At 58.5% G+C, this 24,380-nt stretch carries 22 protein-coding genes and 2 pseudogenes; 16 read left to right on the forward strand and 8 right to left on the reverse strand.

Annotated elements, in window-relative coordinates:
* Window positions 1-301 precede the first annotated feature (301 nt).
* The 4 genes from pstC to phoU are packed head-to-tail and all read left to right on the forward strand — an operon-like array spanning window position 302 to window position 4,617.
* Window positions 302-1,690, forward strand: coding sequence for a phosphate ABC transporter permease subunit PstC (gene pstC, locus WD429_RS05010; protein WP_368421078.1), 1,389 nt, complete (start codon window positions 302-304; stop codon window positions 1,688-1,690).
* Window positions 1,683-2,957: a phosphate ABC transporter permease PstA gene (pstA, locus tag WD429_RS05015; protein WP_368421079.1), complete on the forward strand. Its 1,275-nt coding sequence runs from the start codon at window positions 1,683-1,685 to the stop codon at window positions 2,955-2,957. The genes pstC and pstA overlap by 8 nt, the downstream gene beginning before the upstream one ends.
* A 10-nt stretch (window positions 2,958-2,967) precedes the next feature.
* Window positions 2,968-3,861: a phosphate ABC transporter ATP-binding protein PstB gene (pstB, locus tag WD429_RS05020; RefSeq protein WP_368421080.1), complete on the forward strand. Its 894-nt coding sequence runs from the start codon at window positions 2,968-2,970 to the stop codon at window positions 3,859-3,861.
* Window positions 3,862-3,894: 33 nt separating this feature from the next.
* Window positions 3,895-4,617 (forward strand): phosphate signaling complex protein PhoU, encoded by a 723-nt coding sequence (gene phoU / locus WD429_RS05025; RefSeq protein WP_368421081.1) that lies wholly within the window; start codon window positions 3,895-3,897, stop codon window positions 4,615-4,617.
* Between the two features lie 241 nt (window positions 4,618-4,858).
* Here phoU and WD429_RS05030 read toward each other — a convergent pair whose 3' ends face one another.
* The 5 genes from WD429_RS05030 to mnmH all read right to left on the reverse strand — a co-directional run bounded on the left by WD429_RS05030 (window position 4,859) and on the right by mnmH (window position 9,364).
* Window positions 4,859-5,224, reverse strand: a complete 366-nt coding sequence (locus WD429_RS05030) for a histidine triad nucleotide-binding protein (RefSeq protein ID WP_368421082.1) — start codon at window positions 5,222-5,224, stop codon at window positions 4,859-4,861.
* Window positions 5,217-6,482, reverse strand: a complete 1,266-nt coding sequence (locus WD429_RS05035) for an FAD-dependent monooxygenase (RefSeq protein ID WP_368421083.1) — start codon at window positions 6,480-6,482, stop codon at window positions 5,217-5,219. The genes WD429_RS05030 and WD429_RS05035 overlap by 8 nt, the downstream gene beginning before the upstream one ends.
* Window positions 6,483-6,572: 90 nt before the next feature.
* A complete protein-coding gene (locus WD429_RS05040) occupies window positions 6,573-7,130 on the reverse strand; it encodes an aminoacyl-tRNA deacylase (RefSeq protein ID WP_368421084.1) in 558 nt (185 codons plus the stop codon).
* Between the two features lie 153 nt (window positions 7,131-7,283).
* Complete coding sequence (locus WD429_RS05045) at window positions 7,284-8,141, reverse strand: mechanosensitive ion channel family protein (RefSeq protein WP_368421085.1); 858 nt, start codon at window positions 8,139-8,141, stop codon at window positions 7,284-7,286.
* Between the two features lie 131 nt (window positions 8,142-8,272).
* Window positions 8,273-9,364, reverse strand: coding sequence for a tRNA 2-selenouridine(34) synthase MnmH (mnmH, locus tag WD429_RS05050; RefSeq protein ID WP_368421086.1), 1,092 nt, complete (start codon window positions 9,362-9,364; stop codon window positions 8,273-8,275).
* Window positions 9,365-9,467: 103 nt separating this feature from the next.
* Here mnmH and WD429_RS05055 point away from each other — a divergent pair.
* From WD429_RS05055 to WD429_RS05080, 6 genes and pseudogenes are all read left to right on the forward strand, one after another.
* A pseudogene (locus WD429_RS05055) lies at window positions 9,468-9,578 on the forward strand (methyltransferase type 12); the annotation flags it as partial.
* A 605-nt stretch (window positions 9,579-10,183) separates the two neighbouring features.
* A complete protein-coding gene (gene cysZ, locus WD429_RS05060; protein ID WP_368421087.1) occupies window positions 10,184-10,942 on the forward strand; it encodes a sulfate transporter CysZ in 759 nt (252 codons plus the stop codon).
* Between the two features lie 67 nt (window positions 10,943-11,009).
* On the forward strand, window positions 11,010-13,871 hold the full coding sequence (gene rapA, locus WD429_RS05065; RefSeq protein WP_368421088.1) for an RNA polymerase-associated protein RapA: 2,862 nt from the start codon (window positions 11,010-11,012) through the stop codon (window positions 13,869-13,871).
* Window positions 13,872-14,009: 138 nt separating this feature from the next.
* Window positions 14,010-16,457, forward strand: coding sequence for an acyl-CoA dehydrogenase (locus WD429_RS05070; protein ID WP_368421111.1), 2,448 nt, complete (start codon window positions 14,010-14,012; stop codon window positions 16,455-16,457).
* A 17-nt stretch (window positions 16,458-16,474) separates the two neighbouring features.
* Window positions 16,475-16,855 (forward strand): fluoride efflux transporter CrcB, encoded by a 381-nt coding sequence (crcB, locus tag WD429_RS05075; RefSeq protein ID WP_368421089.1) that lies wholly within the window; start codon window positions 16,475-16,477, stop codon window positions 16,853-16,855.
* A gap of 237 nt (window positions 16,856-17,092) precedes the next feature.
* Window positions 17,093-17,299, forward strand: coding sequence for a cold-shock protein (locus tag WD429_RS05080; RefSeq protein ID WP_041340064.1), 207 nt, complete (start codon window positions 17,093-17,095; stop codon window positions 17,297-17,299).
* Window positions 17,300-17,361: 62 nt separating this feature from the next.
* On the opposite strand, the gene WD429_RS05085 is transcribed toward WD429_RS05080, so the two are convergent.
* Entirely contained in the window at window positions 17,362-18,165 is an 804-nt protein-coding gene (locus WD429_RS05085; RefSeq protein ID WP_368421090.1) for a dienelactone hydrolase family protein, read from the reverse strand.
* Window positions 18,166-18,281: 116 nt separating this feature from the next.
* Between WD429_RS05085 and WD429_RS05090 the strand changes: the two genes are divergently transcribed.
* Together WD429_RS05090 and WD429_RS05095 are read left to right on the forward strand one after the other, a co-directional pair.
* A complete protein-coding gene (locus WD429_RS05090; RefSeq protein WP_368421091.1) occupies window positions 18,282-18,854 on the forward strand; it encodes a glutathione S-transferase family protein in 573 nt (190 codons plus the stop codon).
* 76 nt (window positions 18,855-18,930) lie between these two features.
* Window positions 18,931-19,272, forward strand: a complete 342-nt coding sequence (locus WD429_RS05095) for a type VI secretion system PAAR protein (RefSeq protein ID WP_368421092.1) — start codon at window positions 18,931-18,933, stop codon at window positions 19,270-19,272.
* Here WD429_RS05095 and WD429_RS05100 read toward each other — a convergent pair.
* Both WD429_RS05100 and WD429_RS05105 read right to left on the reverse strand, forming a co-directional pair.
* Complete coding sequence (locus WD429_RS05100) at window positions 19,247-19,873, reverse strand: HPP family protein (RefSeq protein ID WP_368421093.1); 627 nt, start codon at window positions 19,871-19,873, stop codon at window positions 19,247-19,249. The genes WD429_RS05095 and WD429_RS05100 overlap by 26 nt on opposite strands.
* 101 nt (window positions 19,874-19,974) lie before the next feature.
* On the reverse strand, window positions 19,975-20,592 hold the full coding sequence (locus WD429_RS05105; protein ID WP_368421094.1) for a TetR/AcrR family transcriptional regulator: 618 nt from the start codon (window positions 20,590-20,592) through the stop codon (window positions 19,975-19,977).
* 97 nt (window positions 20,593-20,689) lie between these two features.
* Between WD429_RS05105 and WD429_RS05110 the strand changes: the two genes are divergently transcribed.
* The 4 genes and pseudogenes from WD429_RS05110 to WD429_RS05125 all read left to right on the forward strand — a co-directional run.
* Window positions 20,690-21,517 (forward strand): SDR family NAD(P)-dependent oxidoreductase, encoded by an 828-nt coding sequence (locus WD429_RS05110; protein ID WP_368421095.1) that lies wholly within the window; start codon window positions 20,690-20,692, stop codon window positions 21,515-21,517.
* Window positions 21,518-21,546: 29 nt separating this feature from the next.
* Window positions 21,547-22,470 carry a ferritin-like domain-containing protein gene (locus tag WD429_RS05115; RefSeq protein ID WP_368421096.1) on the forward strand — a complete coding sequence of 308 codons (924 nt, stop codon included), beginning with the start codon at window positions 21,547-21,549 and terminating at the stop codon, window positions 22,468-22,470.
* Between the two features lie 41 nt (window positions 22,471-22,511).
* Entirely contained in the window at window positions 22,512-24,056 is a 1,545-nt protein-coding gene (locus tag WD429_RS05120) for a flavin-containing monooxygenase (protein ID WP_368421097.1), read from the forward strand.
* Window positions 24,057-24,170: 114 nt separating this feature from the next.
* Window positions 24,171-24,380, forward strand: a pseudogene (locus WD429_RS05125) (dihydroxy-acid dehydratase); the annotation flags it as partial.

The raw sequence follows: 24,380 nt of genomic DNA on the forward strand, positions 1-24,380 counted from the left end.
AGCATCGCGGAATACGCGGCCGAGTTTCTCAGCCCGGGTGCGATGGGCCCTAACGGCTACCTGAAGGACGTTGGTCTTATCGTACCGACCCGTGACCGCCTGATGGCTCTGCAGAAGAAGCTGGACGGAATGCCTAACCTGGAAATGAGTGAGCTCCAGTAACACAGGTTCAGGCAGTAAAAGAGGGTGTGGGCCATTAAACAGGCCCGCACCCTTAGTTGTTTCAGGAAAGCAGGCGTGAACCCGGCGCTTGCCAAGCGTAGAATTCGCAGCTATTCCGAAGTCGCAGACAGGAAATACCATGCAACCCGCGAATCTGTTTTTCTTAACCCTGGCGCTGATAGGTGTGGCTTACGCGCTGGGCTATTTTCGGTCAAGGGCCCTTGCTGCACCCATGGGGGGCATTCGTCATCTCAAGTCACTGCCCGGATATTACGGTGTTCGTGCCGCCATGTGGTGCGGCATTCCGGCACTGATTGTTCTGGCCCTCTGGGTATCGTTTGAGGGTCAGGTCATACAGTTGCTCGTTCTCGGATCACTGGGCCCCGAGATGGTCCCGAAATCCGTCGGCGAGGCCAGCCTGATGATGTCCCGCATCAGCAATATCGCCAGTGGTGCCTTGTCGTCGGATTCCGTTGAGCAGCCACTGACCAATGCCGCTGCCCTGCTGACCAATCTGCGGGACAACAGCGGTAATTACATGACGCTGCTGGTGCTTTCGATTGCCGGTCTTGCCGGTTTTGTCGGTTGGTACCGGATACAACCCAGGCTCAATGCCAGAGAGCAGGTAGAAAAGACCCTCCGGTGGATCATGTTTGCCTGCGCAGGGGTGGCAATTCTGACGACCATTGGCATCGTCTTCTCGGTTATTTTCGAGACCATCCGCTTTTTCGGCATGGTCTCGTTTGTTGATTTCTTTTTCGGCACCAGCTGGAGCCCCCAGGTGGCGCTGAGGGCCGATCAGGTCGGTTCGGATGGCGCTTTCGGCATGATCCCGCTGTTTACCGGCACGCTGCTGATCTCCGCCATCGCCCTAGTGGTGGCGGTTCCGGTTGGTTTGTTGTCTGCCATCTATCTGTCGGAATACGCCAACACGCGGGTCCGCGGTCTGGTGAAGCCAGCGATGGAAATGCTGGCGGGCGTGCCCACTGTGGTTTACGGTTTTTTCGCGGCGTTGACCGTTGCGCCCTTTATCGCGGATTTTGCCGATTCCCTCGGTGTGGGCGCCTCCTCCCAGAGCGCGTTGGCGGCTGGCCTGGTGATGGGGATCATGATCATTCCTTTCGTATCTTCGCTGTCCGATGATGTGATCAATGCGGTGCCCCAGACCCTGCGGGACGGCTCGCTGGCATTGGGTGCCACCCAGTCCGAGACCATGAAAAAGGTGATTTTTCCGGCGGCTTTGCCGGGCATCATGGGCGGCATATTGCTGGCGGCCTCCCGGGCGATCGGGGAGACCATGATCGTGGTCATGGCTGCAGGCCTGGCGGCCAACCTGACCGCCAATCCGCTGGAGTCGGTCACTACCGTGACGGTACAGATTGCTACCCTGCTGGTCGGTGACCAGGAGTTCGACAGTCCCAAGACACTGGCTGCGTTTGCTCTGGGCGCGATGCTCTTCATCGTGACCCTGCTGCTGAACGTGCTTGCCCTCAAGATTGTCCGCAAATATCGGGAACAGTATGAGTAATCAAACCGAACAGGCGGAAATTGTCCGCCGGTCGCTCAAAGGGCGTTACCGCAAGGAGCGCCGCTTCCGGGCCTACGGCATTCTGGCCATTGCGCTTGCCCTTGCCGCGTTGGTGGTGTTGTTTGCAGACATCATTGGCAAAGGCCACACCGGTTTTCTGAAAACAACCATCACCCTGGATGTCGAAATGGACTCCGAGGCGATGTATCTCGAGGACCCGACCAACTCTGATGAAGTGCGCATGGCGGACTTTGTTGAGCCGTTGATTGTCAGTTTGGCGGAGATGCTTCCGGATGCGACGGTAGATGACCGGGATCAACTGCGCGGGCTGGTCAACGCCTATTCGTCGAACCAGCTTCGCGACGAACTGGTGGCCAGCCCTCAGTGGATGGGTACCACCCAGACCATCACCTTCCTCGCTAACAGCGACGTGGATGTGTATGTAAAACACAAGGATGATGATGCCTATTCCATCAAGCTGAGCGAGCAGCAGCGGGAGTGGGTGGATGAACTGGAGCAGCGGGGCATTATAGAAACCCGCTTCAACGACGTCTTCTTTACCAGCGGGGATTCCCGTGATCCGGCCCGGGCCGGTGTGCTGGGTGCGATTGTCGGGTCATTGCTGGTCATGTTTGTGACCCTGGCGCTGTCGTTCCCCATCGGCGTGGCGGCCGCGATCTATCTGGAAGAATTCGCACCCAAGAACAAGTTCACCGATTTTATTGAGGTGAACATCAACAACCTGGCGGCGGTGCCTTCCATTATCTTCGGTCTGCTTGGCCTGGCGGTGTTCATCAACCTGTTTGGCATGCCCCGCTCGGCACCGTTCGTCGGTGGCCTGGTGCTGACCCTGATGACCCTGCCAACCATCATTATTTCCAGTCGCGCTGCGATCAAAAGCGTGCCACCGTCAATACGGCAAGCCGCAGAAGGTGTGGGTGCTTCCAAGATGCAGGTGGTGCTGCACCATGTGCTGCCACTGGCGATGCCCGGCATGTTGACCGGCTCGATCATTGGCATGGCCCAGGCTCTGGGTGAGACAGCGCCACTGCTGCTGATCGGCATGGTGGCTTTTGTTGTCGAAATTCCAGATGGCTTTTTTGATGGCGCTACGGCGTTGCCTGTGCAGGTGTTCCTGTGGGCGGGCAGCCCCGAGTCAGGCTTTATTGAACGCGCGTCGGCCGCCATTATGGTGTTGTTGGCCTTCCTGATGAGTATGAATGCCTTGGCGATCTGGCTGCGTAAGCGGCTGGAACGCCGCTGGTGAGGAGATAGACATGAACACGATGAACCCCAGTATTGCAGCGGAAACCGATGTGCGACAGGAAAACGAAGCTATGGCCGCAGTGGCAGAGGACAAGCCCGAAGATACGGTGATTGAGGAAGGCAAAACCGTTGGTAAACCGTTTGCGGACGATCCGAAGTACAAACTGCGTAACGTGGATGTGTCCTACGGCAATGACCGGGCCATTAAGGACATCAGCCTGGACATTGCCCGCAATGAGGTTATTTCGTTTATCGGCCCGTCCGGTTGCGGTAAATCGACCTTCCTGCGGTGTCTGAACCGGATGAACGACAGCATTGAGATCTGCCGGATCAAGGGCCAGTTGATGCTGGACGATGAGGATATCTACGCCTCGAAACGGGACGTGGTGGAACTCCGTGCCCGGGTAGGCATGGTCTTCCAGAAGCCCAACCCGTTCCCGAAGTCGATCTACGACAACGTCGCTTATGGCCCGAAAATTCACGGCCTGGCCAATCGCAAAGTCGATCTGGACGAGATCGTCGAGAACAGCCTGCGCAAGGCTGGCCTCTGGAATGAGGTCAAGGACCGCCTCGATGCCACCGCAACCGGCATGTCCGGCGGCCAGCAGCAGCGCCTGTGCATCGCCCGCGCTATCGCGGTGAGCCCGGAAGTGATCCTGATGGACGAGCCCTGCTCGGCACTGGACCCGATCGCGACGGCCCGTGTGGAAGAGCTGATCGCCGAGATGTCCGAGAGCTATACCATCGTGATCGTTACCCACTCCATGCAGCAGGCCGCGAGGGTGTCTAACCGCACCGCTTACTTCCACCTGGGGCATCTGGTGGAAGTTAACGAAACGGACAAGGTTTTCACCTCACCGGAGCATGAGCTCACAGAATCTTACATTACCGGGCGCTTCGGCTAACCCCGGTTCGGCTGAACATTGGAGAACATAGCTATGCCAGATAAACAGGACGATGTTTACGGCGACCATATATCGCGCAAGTTCAACGATGAGCTGATGGATCTCAAGACCGAGTTCCTGAAAATGGGCGGTATGGTGGAGGCTCAGGTGGACCAGGCCATCCAGGCATTGGTGGATAACGATGGCCACCTGGCCGACGAAGTACGCGCCGGCGACAAGAAAGTTGACCGGATGGAGGTCGAGATTGACGAAGAGGCGACGCTGATCATTGCCCGTCGTCAACCGACGGCCCGGGACCTGCGCCTGGTGATTTCGGTGATCAAAATGGTCGCGGACCTGGAGCGAGTCGGGGATGAGGCGAAGAAAATCGCCAAGTTCGCGATCAAGCTCAGCGAGGAAGGCCAGGCTCCACGGGGCTATGTGGAGGTGCGCCACATCGGCAACCATGTACTGACCATGTTGCGCGATGCGTTGGATGCGTTTGCTCGCCTGGATTCACAACAGGCACTGCGAATCATGAAAGAAGACAAGCGCGTTGATGAGGAATACCAGGCGGCCACGCGTACGCTGCTGACTTTCATGATGGAAGACACCCGCAACATCACGCGCTGCATGTCGGTGATGTGGGTGCTGCGTGCTCTGGAACGGGTGGGTGATCACGCCTGCAACATCGCTGAAAATGTGATTTTCATGGTCAAGGGCGAGGACGTTCGCCATACGCCGGTGGAAGAGGCTGAGAAGGTCGTTGGCCGGTGAGTTGGTTTTTTTGGGCTCTGTAGCCTGGTTGTTTGGTGGGAGGGCCAGTGTGTGGTGGGGCATTGGCACCAAGCTACGAGCAAGCGGGTCGGTCTTTCTGTTTGGGACTATCTTTCGCCATGGATGGCGAAAGCTAAGCGCGCATGGATGCCTTGAGCGTGTCCCAAACAGAAAGACCGACCCGCTTGCCTCCCCCCAAGGTAAAACTTCCGAACGCCGGAATTAGTCCTGAGGCAACTAATCAGGCCTGCTTCATTCGATCAGTATAAGGCGGCCAACCCAGAGGCTTGCCGGCCAGCACATGCAGGTGTATGTGGTACACCGTCTGCCCGCCATTTTCGCCGCAGTTCATCACCACCCGGTAGCCATCATCGGCGAACCCCTTTTCCCGGGCGATCTGTGCCGCCACCATGTACAAATGCCCGACCAGCTCACGATCAGCTTCCGTGAGGTCATTAATCGTCGCAATGGGCTTTTTCGGGATCACCAGAAAATGCACCGGTGCCTGAGGGTTGATGTCACTGAACGCCAGGCTGATGTCGTCTTCGTAGAGGATGTCCGCGGGGATTTCGCGGTTGATGATCTTGGTGAAAATCGTCTCAGACATGATGGCTCCTTGAGGGTGGTTTTTCATCGAGCCCCATGGCGTAGCGGGCGACCTGATTGCGGGCGAAGGGCAGGGCGCGGGCAGCACCGAGACCCAGGTTGCGCAGCAAATGAACCGGCGGTATCCGGTTACTGAAGAGATGGTAGAACGCATCCATTGCCAGCATCATACGGCGGTTGGCGGGACGCCGTTGCTGCTCGTAGCGCGCCAGCCATTGGGCATCGGCGAGGTCGCTGCCTGCTCGTTGGGCTTCGCGGATCATCGACTGCAGGCAAGCGGCGTCCTGGAAGCCGAGATTGACACCCTGTCCCGCCAGCGGGTTGATGGTATGGGCGGCATCGCCGATCAGCACCACCCGGCCATGGTGGTAATGATGGGCGTGTTGCCGCGCGATGGGAAAGCTGGCGCGTGCCTCGACATGAGTCAGCGTGGGCAGGTCCTCGGGAAACTGCGTCTGGATCTCCCTCAGCAGAGCATCCTTGTCCAGCTGCTTCAGCCGGGCAAGCTCTGTGGGTGAGTCGTACCAGACCAGAGACGCCCAGCTTTCACCTGGATAACCGTCGCCGGCGCTGTGCAGCGGCAGGAAGGCTCGGGGCCCGCTGGGATGGAATCCCTGCCAGGTGATGTCCTCCACTGGCCCCCGATAACGAACCGAGATCACCATGGCTTGTTGAGCGTACTGATCCCGGCTGATACCGATGCCCGCCAGCTCTCGCAGGCGGGACTGCGCACCGTCTGCCCCGATCACTAACTGACAGCTCAATTCGCTGCCGTCTTCGAGCGTGACGATGGCCTGTTCTGGGCCATTATTCAGCGCGATAACGCCGTTGCCGGAGAGCGTCGTCACCGTGGGCTGTTCGTTCGCGCACTGCCAGAGGGCTTGCTGGGTCACCCGGTTTTCGACGATGTGGCCGAGGTGGGGTGCGGAAAGGCTCGCAGCGTCAAAGACGACTTCGCCCAGCCTGCGGGGAATCAGCTTGCTCAGCGGATGGGTTGCCTGATCCCAGACCGCGAGGCGGCGATAGACCGTGGTGCCCATGGCCAGGATTGCTGACCATGCCCCCAATTGTTGAAGATAACGTTCACTGCCCGCGCTGAGGGCGGAGACGCGGATATCCGGAGGGGTGGCGGGATCAAACGTCGGTGCGCCGGCTTTGTCAACGAGCGCGACGCGGAAGCCGCTCTGGCCAAGCCCGGTGGCCACGGCTGCGCCGACCATGCCGCCACCGGCTACAACGATGTCAAAAGCGTGAGTCATAACGGGTTCCTGTCTGAAGCCACCAGTTTACGCGATGGACGATTTCAGACAAGCAACTCGAACCCGGCCCGGCGTCGCCGAAGTGGTCTGTCAGTATCCGGCGAGGTCCGCCACTCTGGGTTCGCCGAGCGCAGCGGGCCGCGGGCGGCATTTTGTGAGCCACGCCGGTTTGCGCGCACCAGGTTTCATAAATCCCTGGCTCAACACCATGGGCTGCACCAGGCTCAGGAAATCGGCGGTTTTCATATGCACCGACTCGGTATGGCTGCCTGCGGCGAATGCCAGTTCCGGCTGTTCGGTCAGGGCCTCGGCGCAGAACACCGACATGTCGAACAGGTTCCCGAACGGCGGCATGGCACCGGCTTCGCAGTTCGGGAAGCGGTCCTGAAATTCCTGTTCATCGGCCAGGTCGACAAAGTCGGTATCGAGAATCTGTGAGAGGCGGTCCCAGCGGATGCGCCAGGTGGCAGGCATGACCAGCATGGTCATTTTGCCGTCAAGCTCGAGGATGACGGTTTTCACCACCCGGTCACCGGCAATCTTGACGTGATGGGCCAGTTCCTGAGCAGTAAACGCGGGGGGGTGGGACAGGCACATGTACTCAACGCCTGCGTGGTCAAGAAACTCCGTTAACTGCTGTACCGGCATAGTGACAGCCTCCTACCAGCAATGACAGCAAGACTGGGGCCGCTGATTGTTATAGGCCTGGCCCCAATGGCTAGGCACCCACACCGGACTGGGTGTGGACACCGTTAACGTCAGCTTAGTTGAGGTTCCGCAGAATGCGAATGCCCGAAGAAATTACTGCGACGCTGGTCCCGATTCCGCAGCGTGGCTGTACAGGTGCACATCGCGCTGGGGGAATGGGATGGAAATGCCTTCGGCATCGAACGCCTTCTTTACTTTCTCCTGCATGTCCCAGTAATACGGCCACAGGTCGTCAGTGGCTACCCAGGCCCGGAACATGATATTGACGGAATTGTCGCCCAGCCCGCCAACGCAGATTCTTGGGGGTGGGTCCATCAGTGAGCGTTCGTCTTCTTCAAACAGACGCTGGCAGACGGCCTTGGCTGTGTCGATGTCGTCGTCGTAACCGATGCCAAACGTCATGTCGCAGCGGCGCTTGTCGTAAATGCTGACGTTGATCAGAGTAGCGTTGGACAGGCTGCCGTTGGGAATCACGATCCGGCGGTTGTCAAAGGTGTTCACCACGGTATAAAGGATGCTGATTTCGGCGACTGCCCCAAGAAAGCCCTGGGCCTCAATGGTGTCGCCGACCTTGAAGGGTTTGAAAATCAGGATCAGCACGCCACCGGCAAAGTTTGCCAGGCTGCCCTGCAGCGCCAGACCAATCGCCAGGCCTGCGGCACCAATCACCGCAATGAACGACGTGGTGGCAATGCCGATCATCGAGGCTGCGGATATCAGCAGCATGATCTTGAGAATGGCACCAATCAGGCCGCCCAGGAACTTGCTCAGTGTCGGGTCTTTCTCGCCAAGCTTTTTATCAAGTGCTCCGACAAACCGGTTGATCAGCCAGAGGCCGACAATCAGGGTGACGATGGCGAGAACGACCTTGGGGGTGTAGTTCATGACCAGGGTGATCGCCTGTTCGACGAGTTCGGACGCCTGCCCGTTCTCTGCAAAAAATTCTTCCATCGGATGACTCCTTGTTCTTCGTCAGCTTTTCAGGTTCGTGGCCCTGAACACGTGGTTAATAAATGAAAGCGAATTAACCGGTCTATAGCAACTCACATTCAGGAATTATCCCGCAGTCAGTACGCATAAATTCATTGATTGGCCCAATCGACGATGGTCGCAGGGCTTCCCTGAACCACAATCCGTCCCTTTTTCTGGTTGAGTTGATAGTCGTACATCGGGTCGTAATAATGCTCGAGCAGGGCTTGAATCCAGGCATCGTGGCCACGGGTTTCCCCGTTGTCCTGCTGCAGTTCCAGGGCCTGGACCATCATTTCCCTGAATTCACGGTGGCGGTCGCCGCCGAGGCGTTTACGGATGCGGTCGAGGGCGCTGAGCAGATAGTCGCTGAAATTCTGCCAGCCCGCGTCATGGCCGTCACGGGCGCAGTAATCGGCCAGCATGTTTTCGACATAATCTTCGCGGATGATGGCGACGCGCTCCGCCATGGGCTGCTCGAGCACCATCATCGGCGCTTTTGCCATTTTTTCCCGCAGCGTGCCCGGCAACGCGCAGCGACCGACCAGGCGGCTTTCGTCCTCGAGAGAGACCGGGCCGCCCACCTTATGGGTCGCCTTCAGCATGGCCACCGCCAGCCGGTTATCAAAATCGATCTGGGAAGGTTGTGGCGTAACCTGCCGACCAAAGCTGGAACCGCGATGGTTGGCCAGGCCCTCCAGGTCGACCGGGTTGGGCAGCCGCTGCAGTACCCGGGTTTTTCCGGTGCCGGTGCGGCCACTGAGTATGCGGAAATCGGAGGAGGCAACCTGGGATTCAAGGTTGTCTATCAGAAAACGGCGCAACGCCTTATAGCCACCGGTAATCAGCGGGTAATCAATGCCCGCGTCGCGAATCCACTGTTGGGTGAGTCTGGATCGTAACCCCCCACGGAAGCAGAACAGGTAACCATCCGGGTGGCGGGCAATAAAGCGCTTCCAGGCTTCAATGCGCTGCGCTTTCAGGTCACCGCTGACCAGTTGATGGCCCAGCTCGATGGCGCGGTCCTGGCCTTTTTCCTTGTAGCAGATGCCCACCCGGTGACGCTCCTCGTCGTTCATCAGGGGCGCGTTTTCGGCCAGGGGGAAGCTGCCTTTGCTGAACTCAATGGGGGCGCGAACGTCCATCATCGGCACGTCGTTCAGGAACAGGGAAAGGTAATCGTCGGTGTCGGGTCTGGAAGCCATGCGGGTGTCAGGGTGATCAATAAAATGAAGCCGCAGTATAACGAAGACGGGGCGGTTATGCTCGCGGGCGGCTATGGCCGGAAAACGGGAGCGGTCGGGCTCCGTGGAGCTGATTACAGCGGCGGACGTGTTGTACGATCCGGAGAACAGGCCGTTGCTTGAGGCTTTCCGGGCTCAGGCCGGTCGTGTCCTGCTGGCGGATTCCCGGGTCAGGATCTATTCGGGTGGCTAGCGAATCCGGTAGCGCAAAAAAAAGGGCAACCCGGAGGCTACCCTTTTCGGAACAGGTCGTCGCATCCTTGCGAAATCTGCAACAGCCGTGTTGCGTTTCCTTGAGCCACTCCATGGTGCCGGCGTCCGAGCCAGCGATCCGAATAATTATCCTTTAAGCGAGGCGTCCATGTGTCCTTGCCTCTCCCTGCATCCACTGCCGGGGTGCGTCCTGTGCGTCGTCCGTTTCCCTGTCATCCCTGACCAATCCACTATAGCAATCCTGGTCTGACAAACCTGTGACTAGCGTCTTTCATTTGTGTCATCGTAATCTGGCTATCTGTAAATTACATTGAAAAACAATGGTTTGTGTATTCGATTACGTTCTGAAATCGAACCGATTACATAATGTTTCAGAAAGGTCGCACAGCGTTGTAGGAAATATCTCACACGATTTCGGGCGTTTTTCTCACTCTTTTTCAATATGGGCGTTTGGCGGCTTCAGGTAGTCATTGGTGGAATCCGAAGCCTCACCGGGCTGTGGTGAACCGGGCAACATGGTATGCTTTGCGCCCCGTCACTGTTATTAACACGGAGGTATTGCCACCTATGTTGAAGGGAAACTTTTTTCGTGGCCTGGGCTACCTCGGTGAAGGTTTCCGGCTGATTCGTCAGCCGGGCCTGCGTTTGTTTGTCATTATTCCCCTGATAATCAATGTCCTGTTGTTCGGCCTGCTGTTCTATTTTCTGGCAGAGCTGTTTGCCGGAATGATCGCCGCGGCCATGGGGTGGCTGCCAGATTGGGCCTGGTTGCAGAGCCTGGACTGGCTGTTCTGGATTCTCTACGGCGTGGTGATTTTGCTAATGCTCGCTTATGGCTTCGTCATTTTGGCGAACCTGATTGGCTCGCCGTTCTACGGCTATCTGGCGGAGCTGACGGAGAAACACCTGACCGGACAGGAGGTCAGCACCGACGATGGCTGGGGCCAGATCATCCGGGACATCCCCCGCGCGCTTTGGCGTGAAGTGCAAAAAATTCTTTACTACCTGCCACGGGCCATCGGCCTGTTGATCATAGGCCTGATTCCGGTGGTGAACCTGGTAGCGGCGGTGCTCTGGTTTGCTTTCAATTGCTGGATGATGGCGTTGCAGTACGTGGATTACCCGGCGGACAACCACAAAGTGAGCTTTCCGGCCCTGCGCCGGTTACTCGGAGATACCCGGATGTCTGCCTTCGGCTTTGGTCTGCCGGTGGCCCTGGCGGCCATGGTGCCGGTGTTGAACCTGGTGGTGGTGCCAGCGGCGGTGTGTGGTGCATCGGCCTACTGGGTGCGAGAGAACGGTGCCGACCTGAAACCGCTGAAATGAGCGCACCGGCGAAGACCCCCTTTTGATAGATACCCTGAATTGAACATTGAAACGCGACGGAGGTTTCTTGGACGCATCGGATTTTGTTATCGGCCAGCGCTGGGTCAGTCACAGCGATACCAGCCTGGGGCTGGGCATCGTCACCGAACTCTCGGGGCGGCGGGTTACCCTCGGCTTCCCGGCGGCCGACGAGGAGCGCACCTATGCCATTGATAACGCGCCCCTGTCCCGCATCATCTACCAGATTGGCGAGGACATCGAGACCTTCGAGGGTCAGCGCTACGTCGTGCGGGCGGTGGAAGACCTGGGGGGCGTGCTGGTGTACCACGCTGATGATGGCGACGATATTCAGCCGATCTCCGAGGTCAAGCTCAGCAGTTCCGTGAATTTTTCGGCACCGCATCAACGCCTGTTCGCCGGCCAGTTTGATCGCAATGGGGCATTCCGGCTGCGTGTCGCGACGCTGCAGCATCAGGAGCGGTTGCGGGCGTCTTCGGCTCAGGGTCTGATTGGTGCCCGCACCCAGCACCTGGCGCATCAGATATACATCGCCCACGAAGTGGCCAGCCGCCACGCGCCGCGGGTACTGCTGGCTGACGAGGTGGGTCTGGGCAAGACCATTGAGGCCGGCCTGATTCTGCACTACCAGCTACACACCGGCCGGGCGAAACGCGCGTTGATTGTGGTGCCGGATTCGTTGATTCATCAATGGCTGGTGGAAATGCTGCGGCGCTTCAATCTGCGGTTCTCCATCATCGATCAGGGCCGCTACGACGCGCTGACCGATAACGAAGACGAAGTGGATGCGTTAGTCAACAAAGTGTTCGGCGACGCCCATACCGAGAATCCCTTCGAGAGTGATCAATTGGTGCTGTGCAGTCTGGATTTCCTGATGGGCCGCCCCCAGGCACAGAAAGACGCGGTTGCGGCCGGCTGGGACCTGATGGTGGTGGATGAAGCCCACCATCTGGCCTGGAGCCCGGAACAGGTCAGCCCGGAATATCAGCTGGTGGAAGACCTGTCGGCGGCCAGTCGCGGCTTGCTGTTGCTGACGGCGACCCCGGAACAGGTGGGCGTGGCCAGCCACTTTGCGCGCCTGCGATTGCTGGACCCGGCCCGCTTCCACGATCTGGAAGCCTTCCGTGAAGAAGAACAGCAGTACGAAGCCATCAATGATGTGGCCCGTCGCCTGCAGGATGATGCCGAACCGCTGGCCTCGGCGGAGCGGGCGGCACTGGAGCACTGGCTGGGTGATGAGCTGGCGGTTTTGGAGCAGTCGCCCCAGCCGCAGCAGGCAATCATCGACGCCCTGCTGGATCGCCATGGCACCGGTCGCGTCCTGTTCCGCAATACTCGCGCAGCGATTCAGGGGTTCCCGGAGCGTCGTGCGTTGCCGGCTCCTCTGACGTGCCCTGAGAGTTATCAGTCACACCGGTTTGGCATTGCCAATCTGACCCCCGAGCGGGCGCTGGAGGAAGAGGAATGGCTGGCGGAAGACCCCCGGGTCGCCTGGCTGGAAACTTCCCTGGCGGGCCTGAAGCCGGCGAAAGTGGTGGTGATCTGTGCGCACGCCAGTACCGCCATGGCGCTGGAGCGCTATCTGCAGCTGCGGGCTGGTATCCGCAGTGCGGCGTTCCACGAACACCTGAGCCTGATCGAGCGGGATCGGGCGGCGGCCTATTTTGCCGACACCGAACAGGGTGCCCAGGCACTGATCTGTTCGGAAATCGGCAGCGAGGGCCGCAATTTCCAGTTTGCCCACCACTTGGTGCTGTTTGATCTGCCGGCCAATCCCGACCTGCTGGAACAGCGCATTGGCCGCCTGGACCGCATTGGCCAGACCGAGACCATCGATATTCACATCCCGTATCTCGAAGGAACCGTGCAGGAGGCCCAGTTTCGCTGGTTCCACGAGGGGCTTAACGCCTTCGGAGCAAGCTGTTCCGTGGGTGTTGCGGTGCAGGAAACCGTGCAGGATAGCTGGCAGCGTGTGATGGAAGGCGATCGCGCGGTGCAGGACTCGGTGCTGGTGGAATCCAGAGCAGAAGCGGACCGTCTGCGCACGCTGCTGCAGAACGGCCGCGATGCGCTGATCGAGATGAACTCCTGCCGCCGGGATGTGGCAGAGGACCTGATTCAGCAGATTGAAGAGGAAGAAGGCTCCGCGGATGTGCGCAATTACATGATGGACGCGTTCGACATCCTGGGCGTGGATGTCGAAGATCACTCCGAGCACGCCGACGTACTCAAACCGGGCGAACAATACCACGCCGGGCATGTGTCCGAACTGCCCGAAGATGGCCTGACCGTCACCTGGAGCCGGCAGCAGGCGCTGGAACGCGAAGACATGGCGTTTATGAGCTGGGAGCATCCGCTGGTGACCGGCGTAATGGACTCAGTGGCGAGTTCCGGCCTCGGTAAGGCGGCTCTGGCCAGCCTGTCGGTGAAAGCGCTGCCGCCAGGCACGCTGTTATTGGAGGCCCTGTTCACCGTGCATTGTCCGGCACCAGAATCACTGCAGTTGTCCCGTTACCTGCCGGTATCGCCGTTACGGTTGTTGGTGGATGTCAACGGTCGCGACCTGTCGTCCGCCTTGCCCCACGACCGGCTGAATGACCTGTGCTCCAACATTCGCCGTCGCACCGCCCAGTCAGTGGTGCCCCAGGTGCGCCCCCAGGTGGAAACCATGGTGGATCACGCCGAACGACTGGCGGAGCCGCATCTGGAGCCGCTCAGGCAGAAAGCACTGGCGCAGTTGACGCAGCTGTTTGAGCCGGAAATCCGCCGCCTGGACGCGTTGAAGAAGGTGAACCCGGCCATTCGTGATGAGGAAATCGGGTTCTTCCGCGACCAGTTTGCCGCGGCACGCTCGGCGATTGAGCAGGCCAGTCTCGCACTGGAAGGGATTCGGGTGATTGTAACTTCCTGATCATGATGTGGTTACTGGCTATGAATCATCTGATCAGGTAGGTTGAACGTAACAAATTGTAGTTTTCACTATTCAATCCATGGATGACAGAGAGAACCACAGAGAGAACCACAGAGAGAACCACAGAGAGAACCTATGATGACATTCATTCTGTTTTTGATTGCCGTGGCCGGCCTGTTGGTGGTCATGCGCCGTGAATCGGGTGCCCAGCCAGCCATTGGCGTAATGGTCGTAGTTGGTCTGATTTCCTTGATCTTCGCCTCAGGCACACTGGCCCTGATACTGTTTATCGGTGCTGCAGTAACCGCCGCCGCGGGCCTGCCCGGCTTCCGCAAGACCTGGCTGACCCCCCGGGTGTTTGCTATGTTCAAAAAAGTGGCGCCGAAAGTATCGGAAACGGAAAAAGTGGCCCTGGAGGCCGGTACCGTCGGTTGGGATGGCGAGCTTTTCACCGGCCGGCCGGACTGGCATAACCTGCTGATCAACCGCAACACCGGCCTGAGTGAAGAAGAGCAGGCGTTTGTCGATAGCCAGTGCACCCAGGCCATCTCCATGTGCAATGCCTGGGACCTCGCCGTAGAGCGTGCCGACCTGCCGAAAGCGTTGTGGGATTTTCTGAAAAAAGAGAAGTTCTTCGGCATGATCATTCCGAAGGAATACGGTGGTCTTGAGTTTTCCGCCAAGGCGCAAACCGCTGTGCTGCAAAAGCTGGCGGCCAACGAGATGCTGATGGTCTCGGTGGGTGTGCCCAACTCCCTTGGGCCTGGCGAGCTGCTGGTCAAATACGGTACTGAAGAGCAGAAAAACCACTATCTGCCACGTCTGGCGGACGGTCGTGAGATTCCCTGTTTTGGCCTGACCGGTCCGCGTGCCGGCTCTGATGCCACCTCACTGCCGGACACCGGTATCGTCTGTAAACAGGAAGTAGACGGAAAAGAAGTGGTGGGTATTCGGCTTAATTTCGAAAAACGCTGGATCACCCTGGCACCGATTGCGACGGTTGTCGGCCTGGCGTTCCGCATGTTCGACCCGGACGGCCTGCTGGGTGATCAAGAGGATTACGGCATCACCTGTGCGCTGATTCCCCGTGACACCAAGGGCATGGAAATTGGCCGTCGGCATTGCCCGATCGGCAGCCCCTTCCTGAACGGTCCGATCATTGGTAAAGATGTGTTCATCCCGTTGGATTACATCATCGGGGGTGTGGACATGGCCGGAGAGGGCTGGCGCATGCTGGTGGAATGCCTGTCCGTTGGGCGCTGCATTACACTGCCGTCCGGTGCTGCTGGTGCGGCGGCCTACTCCGTGGGCACAGCCGGTGGCTATAGCCGCATTCGCCGCCAGTTCAATACGCCGGTGGCGGACATGGAAGGTGTGCAGGAGCCGCTGGCGCGTATTGCCGCCAAGACCTACATTGCGCAGGCAGCCGTCAATCACACCGCCAATATGATCGATAAGGGCGAAAAGCCGGCGGTGCCATCGGCCATTCTCAAGTACCACCTGACCGAATTTCAACGTGACGTTCTGACCGACGCCATGGACGTGCACGGCGGCAAGGCCGTCACGCTTGGGCCGCGCAACTATCTGGGCATCGGGTTCAGCGGTGCGGCGGTGTCCATCACCGTGGAAGGTGCCAACATCATGACTCGCAGCCTGATGATCTTTGGTCAGGGCGCGATTCGCTGTCACCCCTACGTATTGAAAGAACTGGCCGCCAAAGACAACGACGACATCGACGCATTTGACGATGCGTTCTTCGGCCATGCCGGCCTGATCTTCGGCAACGCTGCCCGTGCCTTCACTCAGGCGCTGGGTATTGGTCGGGCCGATGTACCGTTTGACAGTGCCAGCCGCAAATACGCACAGGCGGTAGCCCGCTTCAGTGCCGCCTTTGGTCTCTGCGGTGACGCCGCGATGACCACCCTGGGCAGCGAGCTGAAAATGCGCGAACTGATCTCCGCGCGCCTGGGTGACATGCTGTCGAACCTGTATCTGGCGTCCATGGTGCTGAAGAACTGGCACGAGACCCAGCCAGTGGACGGTGAGAAAGAGCTGATGGAATACAGCCTGAGCCTGCTGCTTCACCGCACCGAGACGGCGATGGATGAGTTCCTGCAGAATCTGCCGAACCGTCCGGCTGCCATGGCTCTGCGAGCGGTGACTCTGCCCCTGGGCCGTCACTGGGATGCCCCCCACGATGACCTGACGCGTTCACTGGCTCGTGCGGTTTCCACCGACACGCCGATCCGCACCAAGCTGATCACCAGCACCTGGACCACCGACGGCGAAGGCTCGGTGGAAAATCCCCTGGCACGCTACAATGGCCTGTTGAAAGATTATGACAAAGCCGAGCAGCTGTACCGTAAGGTGACGAAGGCGTATGCGAAAGGTGAGTTGCCAATGACCGCGCTGCATCCGGAAGAGCGCTTTGAGGCAGCCCTGGAGGCGGGTGTTTACACTCGCGAAGAGGCCGAGTTCATGCGGGAGTATGAAACGGTCGTGTTGGAAATGCTGACAGTGGATGATTTCCCGTTTGACGAGTTTGCCCGTAACAAGGAGACGGTGATTGATCACAACCCTGCGTAATCGGGCAGCCCGCTGATATGTGGTTGTCTTTTGTGGCAGTGAGCGTTGGTGCCGTGATTGGTGCCAACCTCCGCTGGGCGCTGAGCCTGTGGCTCAACACCAGTTACCATGCCATTCCCGTGGGTACGCTCGTCGCCAATCTGGCGGGCGGTTGGCTGATAGGGTTGCTGATTGGCTTTTTTACCCACGGCAGCACACTCGCCCCGGAGTGGCGGCTGTTTGCCATTACCGGGCTATGTGGGGCGTTAACGACCTTCTCGACGTTTTCCCTGGAAATGTTCGCGGCGATTCAGGAAGGAAAATGGAGCATGGCCATCGCCGGGATGTTGGCGCATGTCATCGGCTCCATCCTTATGACGGCATTGGGAATTTACATGTTCGGACTGCTGCGGGGTTGATGGGTACCTTCACCTACACAATTTGTTGAAAATACCCTTGGCAATCCCGTTGATCAGGAGTAGAGTCAATTTTGTAGGAAAGATTCAGTAAAGCATTTCATGAATAAGGCGTACCTCCGCAGTTAAGTGACCGTCCTGTTTCTGATTCCGCGAGTTGTGTTTTTCCGTAAAACGCTGACCCCGCACCACGATGGTGTTTGGCAGCAGCTAATATGATTGATTTCAGGAAATTTTAGTATGTCTACTACCACCGGTACTGTTAAGTTCTTCAACGAAGCAAAAGGCTTTGGTTTTATCACTCGTGAAGGCGGCCCGGACGTTTTTGTTCACTACAGCGCAATTCAGGGCAGCGGTTTCAAAACTCTGGCAGAAGGCCAGCAAGTTGAGTTCACCGTTACCCAGGGCCAGAAAGGTCCTCAGGCGGAGAACGTTACTGCTCTGTAAATCACAGAGGGTAACCGCTAAAAAGGCAGCTTCGGCTGCCTTTTTTTGTGCCTGACATTCTTCTACTGGGCAAAGATCTCGTCGTAGAAGCGCATGGTACCGTTCCAGGATCTATCTGCAGCACTCTGGTCGTAGCCCACTGGCATATCAAATTCGCTGGCGATGCGGTCGGCTGCGGGGTTGGTAAAGGAGTGCAAAACGCCTGGGAAGGACACCAGGGTCAGATCCACTTCGGCATCCTGCATTTCCTTAACCAACCCGGCGACCTGATCCGAAGGCACCATTTTGTCCGCTCCGCCCGTGTAAACCTGAACCCGCGCACTGACCTTTCCCGCTTCGGCTTTGAGTGGGCTCCCCAGGGCACCGTGATAACTAACCACGCCGTCCAGATCAACACCCATGCGGGCCATGTTCAGCACCACTGCGCCCCCGAAACAGTAACCCTGGGCGGCAATTCGGTCTTTATCCACGCTGTCGTGTTCCTGCAGCAATTCCATCGCCGCCATAAACCGGGCTTTGACGTCCTCCGGGTCCTTGGTGGCCTCTTTCATGAATGTCTGGGCGTCCTCGGGATGTTCGGCAAGCTTGCCGTCGCCGTACATGTCCAGTGCGAACGCGGTGTACCCGGCGCTTGCCAGACGTTCCGCCTGTGTGCGGGCAAACTCGTTGTGCCCCCACCATTCGTGGACGACCAATACGCCAGGCCGCTGGCCTTCCGTTTCATCATCCCAGGCAAGGTAGCCGGTATAGGTGTTGCCGTTGACGTCATATTCGACCGTTTCTGTCTGCATTTCGGCGTGTACCTGTGTGCTGGCAAGTGACAATGCGAGTGTGGTGGCAGAGAGTGAGGTAATCAGCGTTTTCATTGGGGTCTTGCTCCTTGTTTCATGAGATCAATCTACTATAGACCATGAGTCCGCGTTTACGGCGGGTGTCGTGCTACATTACGCTGGAACCTGGCTGATTGATTATAGGAGAACACATGAAACTGATTGGTTCGACAACTTCGCCTTACGTTCGACGCATTCGCATCTTGCTGGATGAGGAGCCCTACGAATTCGTCAACCTGGACATTTATGGCCCAGGGCGCGATGAACTCCGCCGCCACAATCCTGCACTGAAGATCCCGATGCTGGAGGACGGCGGTCAGGAAATTTACGATTCCCGAATCATCGCGCGCTATATCAGTGCGAAGCAGGGGCGTGATCCATTGACCTGGAACCAGCAGAATCAGCTGACACTGATCGACGCTGCCAATGACTCTGCGGTCACACTGCTGTTGTCTGAGCGCTCGGGGCTCGATACCGGTGCCGACGTGATGTTTTTCAACCTCCAGCGTGAACGCATCATGACCACGCTCCGAACGCTCTGTGCAATGGTTGACGACGGTCAGTTTGAAGCCTGGAACTATCCGGCAATCTGCCTTCACTGCCTGGTCGACTGGCTGGATTTCCGTGGTCTGGTCAGCTTTGAGGGGGTAGAGAGCCTGCTGGCCTTCAGGGATCGCCAGAAGAACCAGCCCTGGGTGGCACAGACCGATCCTCGTAACAGCTGATTGGCTTGCCCGCGAGTTCCCTATAAGATGTCCCGGCTGGATGCCATATTTTCATGGAAGAAAAGGACGACACGAAATGAGTAAATCGATCGTATTACTGGGCGACATCGGAACAGAGCATCAGGGCTTTCCGCCCACACCGGTCATTGCAGGTTCCCCCGATGTACTGGTGGATGGTAAACCAGTTGCCCGGGTTGGCGACCCCCTCGCCATGCACTCCAAACCCAAACACCCTCCTCACCCCCGTGCCATTGCCGCCGGCTCCGGCACCGTGCTGATCAACGGTATTCCGGCCGCGATCACCGGCAGCGCGGTGTCTTGCGGCGGCGTCACCATCGGCAGCGGCACGGTGATTATCGGTAGCGGACTCGGCCGGGTTGCAGGTTTCGCGTTCAGGACTCGGAAGCGGCTTCTTTGACCGGAGCCGCTGGCCGGGCAGACCAGAGCGGATAGGGAATGCCGGATAGCCGATTCATCACGAAGGCATGCACCAGCAACAAGCTTACGCCGGCCATCAGAATCGGTACCTGTGCCGGGTCGGGCATGAGCCCAAGGGACACAATCAACGCCGTGGCACCCGCTGGTGGGTGAGCCACTCGAAACAGCACCATCAGGCAACCGGTCAGGCCAAGGGAAAGCGAGGCGGCTCCGACTCTGGCGAGATCCACGCCGTGCAGAAACGCCGATGGCTGGCTTTGCAATCCGAACACATACAGGCTGAGCAGCCCCATAACGGCACCGATCAGGTGACCGCAGAGCGTATTGCGGGGTGATGCGGGCTCTGCCAGCGGCACGTGGAACAGGATAAACGCCGTGGCACCCAGTGAGGGAAAGATAAACGCCTCCTGGGTCAGCAAGGCAATAAAAGAGACCAGTGCAATACTGAAGCCGCCATTGATCAGGCTGAATCCCGCCATCACCGACTTGCGGCTGTAACGTTCAGCGAGTCGCTCCAGGTGCAGGGCAGTCAGCAGCCCCGAAACCAGTTGCCAGCGAAGTCGTTCGTTTCTTTGTCCCATATTCCTGAAGCAGACCTGAAGCACCAAAAGGGTGCACGATCTTAGGGGGTGCACAAGATTAAGGCAAATCGCAATTTCCGATAGGCCTGATCGCCGCCTGTTTATTGGGTATCAACCAGGGCCATTTCCCGCTCGGTGTAATGGCCGACCATATCCGCCAGCCCCTCGGCGAGTTCATCGAAGGAAATCGGTGGTGCGGGATCGCAAAGGTGGCGCACTACGGAATAAATGCCGCCGTTGATCATGATGTAACTCATGGTTGGAATGTTGCGGATCTTCAGGGTTTCGGGGTGGTGCATGAGGTACTGGGTGACCAGTTCGGACAGGGTTTTCTGCAGCGGCCCCACGTGCTGCTCAAAGTCCAGCGCCATGGCATAGCGGGCGCATTTCAGGTAGCGCTCGTTGTCGGCCTGGAGAAAGTCCCGGAAATGCGCGAGCAGGTCCAGCACCGCCTCTTGAATCGGTTTCCGAACAATGGTCGGAATCAGTGGCTGGATCATGGCAATGGTGTCGGCCACAAAGCGCTCGCTCATCACTGCAAATATCGCTTCCTTGTTGTCGAAATATTCGTAGAGGGATCCCACACCAACCCCTGCAATATCAGCGATTTGCCGCGTAGTTGTGGCGGCCGGCCCGCGGTCGGCCATGGCAATGAAACCGGCTTCGATGATGGCGTCTACGGTGGCTTTGGCGCGCTGCTGACTGGGTTTTCTGGCCATAATTTTTCCGAATTGAATCCGAACAAGCGTTCGCTTTATTGTGGATGTCATCATTCACTGTGAATCGAAGTGTAGGTATTTCATGTTCGGAAGTCGTTTGCCCAATAAACCCAGCCGTGGTGCCACTGCGGTCGTAACCGGTGCCGGTAGCGGAATTGGCCGCGCCTTTGCCCTGGAAATCGCTCGCCGTGGCGGGGCTGTGTTGTGCTCGGACATCAACCTGGCCACCGCCGAGGAAACCGTCGCTTTGGTTGAACAGCTCGGCGGTCAGGCCTGGGCGTTCAAGTGCGATGTCAGCAAGCTCGCCCAGATGGAAGCGCTGGCGGCCGAGGCTGAGCGGGTGCTGCCGGAGCCGGTCAGCCTGGTGATCAACAACGCGGGCGTAGGCATTGGCGGCAAGCCCGTTGGTGATACCTCGATAGCGGACTGGAAGTGGACCCTGGGTATTAACCTGTGGGGCGTGATCCACGGCTGCCATGTGTTCACACCAAAGCTGAAGCAGCTGGGCCGCGGCGGCATCATCAACGTGGCGTCCACCGCGAGTTTTTCCGCCGCGCCCTTGATGGGGCCTTACAACGTTACCAAGGCCGGTGCGTTGGCTTTAACTGAAACCATGGCGGCAGAGCTGGCCGGCTCTGGGGTCTCTGTCACCGCGCTGTGTCCCACGCTGGTGAAAACCAACATCAATGCCAACGGCCGCATTGTGGGCGAGTCTTCCAAACTGTTTGATCGCCTGATGGACCGTTTTGGCATGCCCCCCGAGCGGGTGGTGAACGATGCCCTGGCGGCGCTGGACCGGGGCGATCTCTATGTCATGCCGCAATTCGATGCCCGTATGATCTGGCGCGCCAAACGCCTGATCCCGCGCACCTACGCTCTGGGCACCGGGCTGATGAACCGTTTCGGCGCGAGCCGTCTGCACTGAATGACCCACTGTGAAAGGGGAGTGACACTATGGCGAATATCGATCTCGATAAAATGCTGGTGAAGATCAAGGACAGCCAATGGGCACTGGCGGACATTGACTGGGACGCGCCGGGCGCGGAGCAAATCAGCCCGGAGCAGTGGCCAAAGCTGAAGGCGTTCATGTCCGATCTGATGTGGATCGAACACGTGGGTGCCCGTGGCTTTGCGGCCATGGCCAAGAAGGCCCCCACCGATACCCTGCGGGAGATTTACACCTGGTTCCACGCCGAGGAACAACGCCACGCCAACGCCGAGATGGCGCTGATGCGCCGCTGGGGCATGCTGGACGGGGATGAGCTGCCGGAGCCGAACATCAACCTGCGGCTGACCATTGAGTGGCTGGACCGCTACAGCGATGACATGCCGCTGGAGGTGCTGGGCTCGGTGATTCCGATGCTGGAGATTGCCCTGGACGGGGCTTTGCTGAAGTTCCTGCTGGAAGAGGTGGACGATCCCCTGTGCCATGAAGTGTTCGAGAAAATCAACAACGATGAGTCCCGGCACCTGGGGGTGGACTTCCATGTGATGGAGATGCTGGGTGCGGGCAAGCTGCATCAGTTGGCGGTGAAGACGGTGGGAACGGTGTTCAATCCCAAGCTGATTCTTGGGGTGCTGGCCTATGCACCGTTGTTGAACAAGATGCGGGACAACATTGTGGCCATGGGGCTGAAGGAGGAGCGGCTGTACGATGCCATGAACAAGTATGAGCGTATCGGTGGGCGCACGGAGGAGGGTCGCCGTAACCCCTGGTTTCAGATCATCAGTCAGCACGGAAAGATGGTGGTGAATCGTTCGCACCCCTATCACCGGCCGGTGGATGCGCTGGTGAAGCTCACCGGTTACATCCCAAATCGGATGGTTGGGCCGGTGCCGACCTGGGTTAAGGGTCTGACCTGGCGCACGACGGCCTGACGGCGTTGGCAGATACTGTTGTTTGAAATTGAGAGAGTGTTATGACGACTGTTGTTGAGAAAACCAAGATGGCTCCACGTCGAAAGAAAGCAACCCAAAAATCTGCGACTGAATCGGTCACGCAGGACGTGCATGTCCATGAAGTGTTGATCGTCGGGGCCGGCTTTGGCGGTCTTGGAACAGCGTTGCGCCTGCAGCAGGATGGCATCCGGGATCTGGTGATTCTGGAGCGGGCGGATGAGATTGGCGGTACCTGGCGCGATAACACCTACCCTGGGGCGGCCTGTGATATTCCGTCGAATCTGTATTCGTTTTCGTTTGCGCCGAATCCGGACTGGTCACGGAGTTTTTCCGGCAGTGGGGAGATTCTGAAGTACGTTCACTATCTGGCGGATTCGTTCAATCTGCGGCAAATGGTGAGGTTCAATCAGGACGTCACCGGGCTGGAGTACAGTGAGAAAGAGGGTGTCTGGACGGCATCGACGGCGGCGGGTGCAGTCTTCCGGGCGCGGTCGGTGGTGATGGCGCAGGGGCCGCTGTCGAATCCGGGGTTGCCGAAGATTGAGGGCATCGATTCGTTCCAGGGCCACACGGTGCACAGCGCGCGCTGGGATCACGATTACGATTTCAGTGGCAAGCGGGTGGCGGTGATTGGCACCGGGGCCAGTGCGGTGCAGATTATTCCGGAACTGGTGAAACAGGCGGCGAAGCTGAAGGTGTTCCAGCGTACGCCGGGCTGGGTGTTGCCGAAGCCGGATTTTGCCACGCCGGGCTGGAACAAGGCGTTGTTCCGCAAGGTACCGACGGCGCAGAGCGCGGTGCGCAAGGCGCTGTACCTGGGGCATGAATCGGTGGCGCTGGGCATTGTGTGGAATTCACCACTGACGCGGGTGGTGGAGAAGGTGGCGGAGGCGCATCTGAACAGTCAGGTGAAGGATTCCTGGATGCGTCGCCAGTTGAAGCCGGATTTTCGCATTGGTTGCAAGCGGGTGCTGATGTCCAGCGATTATTACCCGGCGTTGCAGCAGGACAACTGCGAGCTGATTACCTGGCCGATTGCGAAGATCAGTGAAAATGGCATCCGCACCGCCGAGGGTATCGAACACCAGTTTGACTGCATTGTGTTCGCCACCGGGTTTGATGTCAGCAACGCCGGCACCCCGTTCCCGGTAAAAGGCGTGGGTGGTCGTGAGCTGGGCAAGGAATGGCGGCGTGGGGCGCAGGCCTACAAGAGCATCAATGTGTCGGGGTATCCCAACCTGCACATGACCTTTGGTCCCAATTCGGGGCCGGGCCATAACTCCGCGTTGGTGTATATGGAGTCGCAGATTGAGTACATCCTCAAGGCGGTACGGGTATTGCGCTCCCTGGAGATCAAGGCGCTGGATGTGAAGTCTCATATCCAGGCTCGGCACAACCGCGAAATCCAGAAGCGACTGGCAAAGACCAACTGGAATTCTGGTTGCAAGAGCTGGTATCTCACCGAGGACGGCTTCAATGCCACCATGTACCCGGGCTTTGCCACCCAGTACGCGCGGCAGATGGCGTCGCTGAACCTGAAGGATTACGCGCTGATTCGTGCCTGATAGCGTTGTTGTAAGGCGGTTTTTCTGACAATCTGAATCGGACCTGTGCCCTGTTCCCTGGCTGCTTCAGCCGGACAGGGCTTTTTTGATGTTCCGACCAGTAAGGAGACGCCGATGACCGAGGACAAGCGCCGCCGATACTCCGCCCCCGTGGTGGATGGACTTGGCAAGTCCGCCAGCCGTGCCATGCTGCGAGCGGTGGGCTTTACCGACGAGGATTTCCGCAAGCCCCAGGTGGGCATCGCCTCGACCTGGAGCAACCTCACCCCCTGTAATATGCACATCAATCGCCTGGCAGAGGAGTCGGCCGCCGGTGCCGATGAC

Source organism: Marinobacter sp., from assembly GCF_040904845.1.
Taxonomy (GTDB): domain Bacteria; phylum Pseudomonadota; class Gammaproteobacteria; order Pseudomonadales; family Oleiphilaceae; genus Marinobacter.

What these genes read in the sequence shown, in the direction of transcription:
- mnmH (WP_368421086.1), bottom strand. Translation starts at nt 9,364, where the DNA reads ATGGCTTCCAGACCCGACACCGACGATTACCTTTCCCTGTTCCTGAAC.
- pstB (WP_368421080.1), top strand. Translation starts at nt 2,968, where the DNA reads ATGAACACGATGAACCCCAGTATTGCAGCGGAAACCGATGTGCGACAG.
- WD429_RS05085 (WP_368421090.1), bottom strand. Translation starts at nt 18,165, where the DNA reads ATGAAAACGCTGATTACCTCACTCTCTGCCACCACACTCGCATTGTCA.
- WD429_RS05035 (WP_368421083.1), bottom strand. Translation starts at nt 6,482, where the DNA reads ATGACTCACGCTTTTGACATCGTTGTAGCCGGTGGCGGCATGGTCGGC.
- WD429_RS05030 (WP_368421082.1), bottom strand. Translation starts at nt 5,224, where the DNA reads ATGTCTGAGACGATTTTCACCAAGATCATCAACCGCGAAATCCCCGCG.
- WD429_RS05090 (WP_368421091.1), top strand. Translation starts at nt 18,282, where the DNA reads ATGAAACTGATTGGTTCGACAACTTCGCCTTACGTTCGACGCATTCGC.
- WD429_RS05045 (WP_368421085.1), bottom strand. Translation starts at nt 8,141, where the DNA reads ATGGAAGAATTTTTTGCAGAGAACGGGCAGGCGTCCGAACTCGTCGAA.
- pstA (WP_368421079.1), top strand. Translation starts at nt 1,683, where the DNA reads ATGAGTAATCAAACCGAACAGGCGGAAATTGTCCGCCGGTCGCTCAAA.
- WD429_RS05040 (WP_368421084.1), bottom strand. Translation starts at nt 7,130, where the DNA reads ATGCCGGTACAGCAGTTAACGGAGTTTCTTGACCACGCAGGCGTTGAG.
- phoU (WP_368421081.1), top strand. Translation starts at nt 3,895, where the DNA reads ATGCCAGATAAACAGGACGATGTTTACGGCGACCATATATCGCGCAAG.
- WD429_RS05095 (WP_368421092.1), top strand. Translation starts at nt 18,931, where the DNA reads ATGAGTAAATCGATCGTATTACTGGGCGACATCGGAACAGAGCATCAG.
- WD429_RS05120 (WP_368421097.1), top strand. Translation starts at nt 22,512, where the DNA reads ATGACGACTGTTGTTGAGAAAACCAAGATGGCTCCACGTCGAAAGAAA.
- WD429_RS05080 (WP_041340064.1), top strand. Translation starts at nt 17,093, where the DNA reads ATGTCTACTACCACCGGTACTGTTAAGTTCTTCAACGAAGCAAAAGGC.
- cysZ (WP_368421087.1), top strand. Translation starts at nt 10,184, where the DNA reads ATGTTGAAGGGAAACTTTTTTCGTGGCCTGGGCTACCTCGGTGAAGGT.
- WD429_RS05070 (WP_368421111.1), top strand. Translation starts at nt 14,010, where the DNA reads ATGACATTCATTCTGTTTTTGATTGCCGTGGCCGGCCTGTTGGTGGTC.
- WD429_RS05100 (WP_368421093.1), bottom strand. Translation starts at nt 19,873, where the DNA reads ATGGGACAAAGAAACGAACGACTTCGCTGGCAACTGGTTTCGGGGCTG.
- WD429_RS05105 (WP_368421094.1), bottom strand. Translation starts at nt 20,592, where the DNA reads ATGGCCAGAAAACCCAGTCAGCAGCGCGCCAAAGCCACCGTAGACGCC.
- WD429_RS05115 (WP_368421096.1), top strand. Translation starts at nt 21,547, where the DNA reads ATGGCGAATATCGATCTCGATAAAATGCTGGTGAAGATCAAGGACAGC.
- crcB (WP_368421089.1), top strand. Translation starts at nt 16,475, where the DNA reads ATGTGGTTGTCTTTTGTGGCAGTGAGCGTTGGTGCCGTGATTGGTGCC.
- pstC (WP_368421078.1), top strand. Translation starts at nt 302, where the DNA reads ATGCAACCCGCGAATCTGTTTTTCTTAACCCTGGCGCTGATAGGTGTG.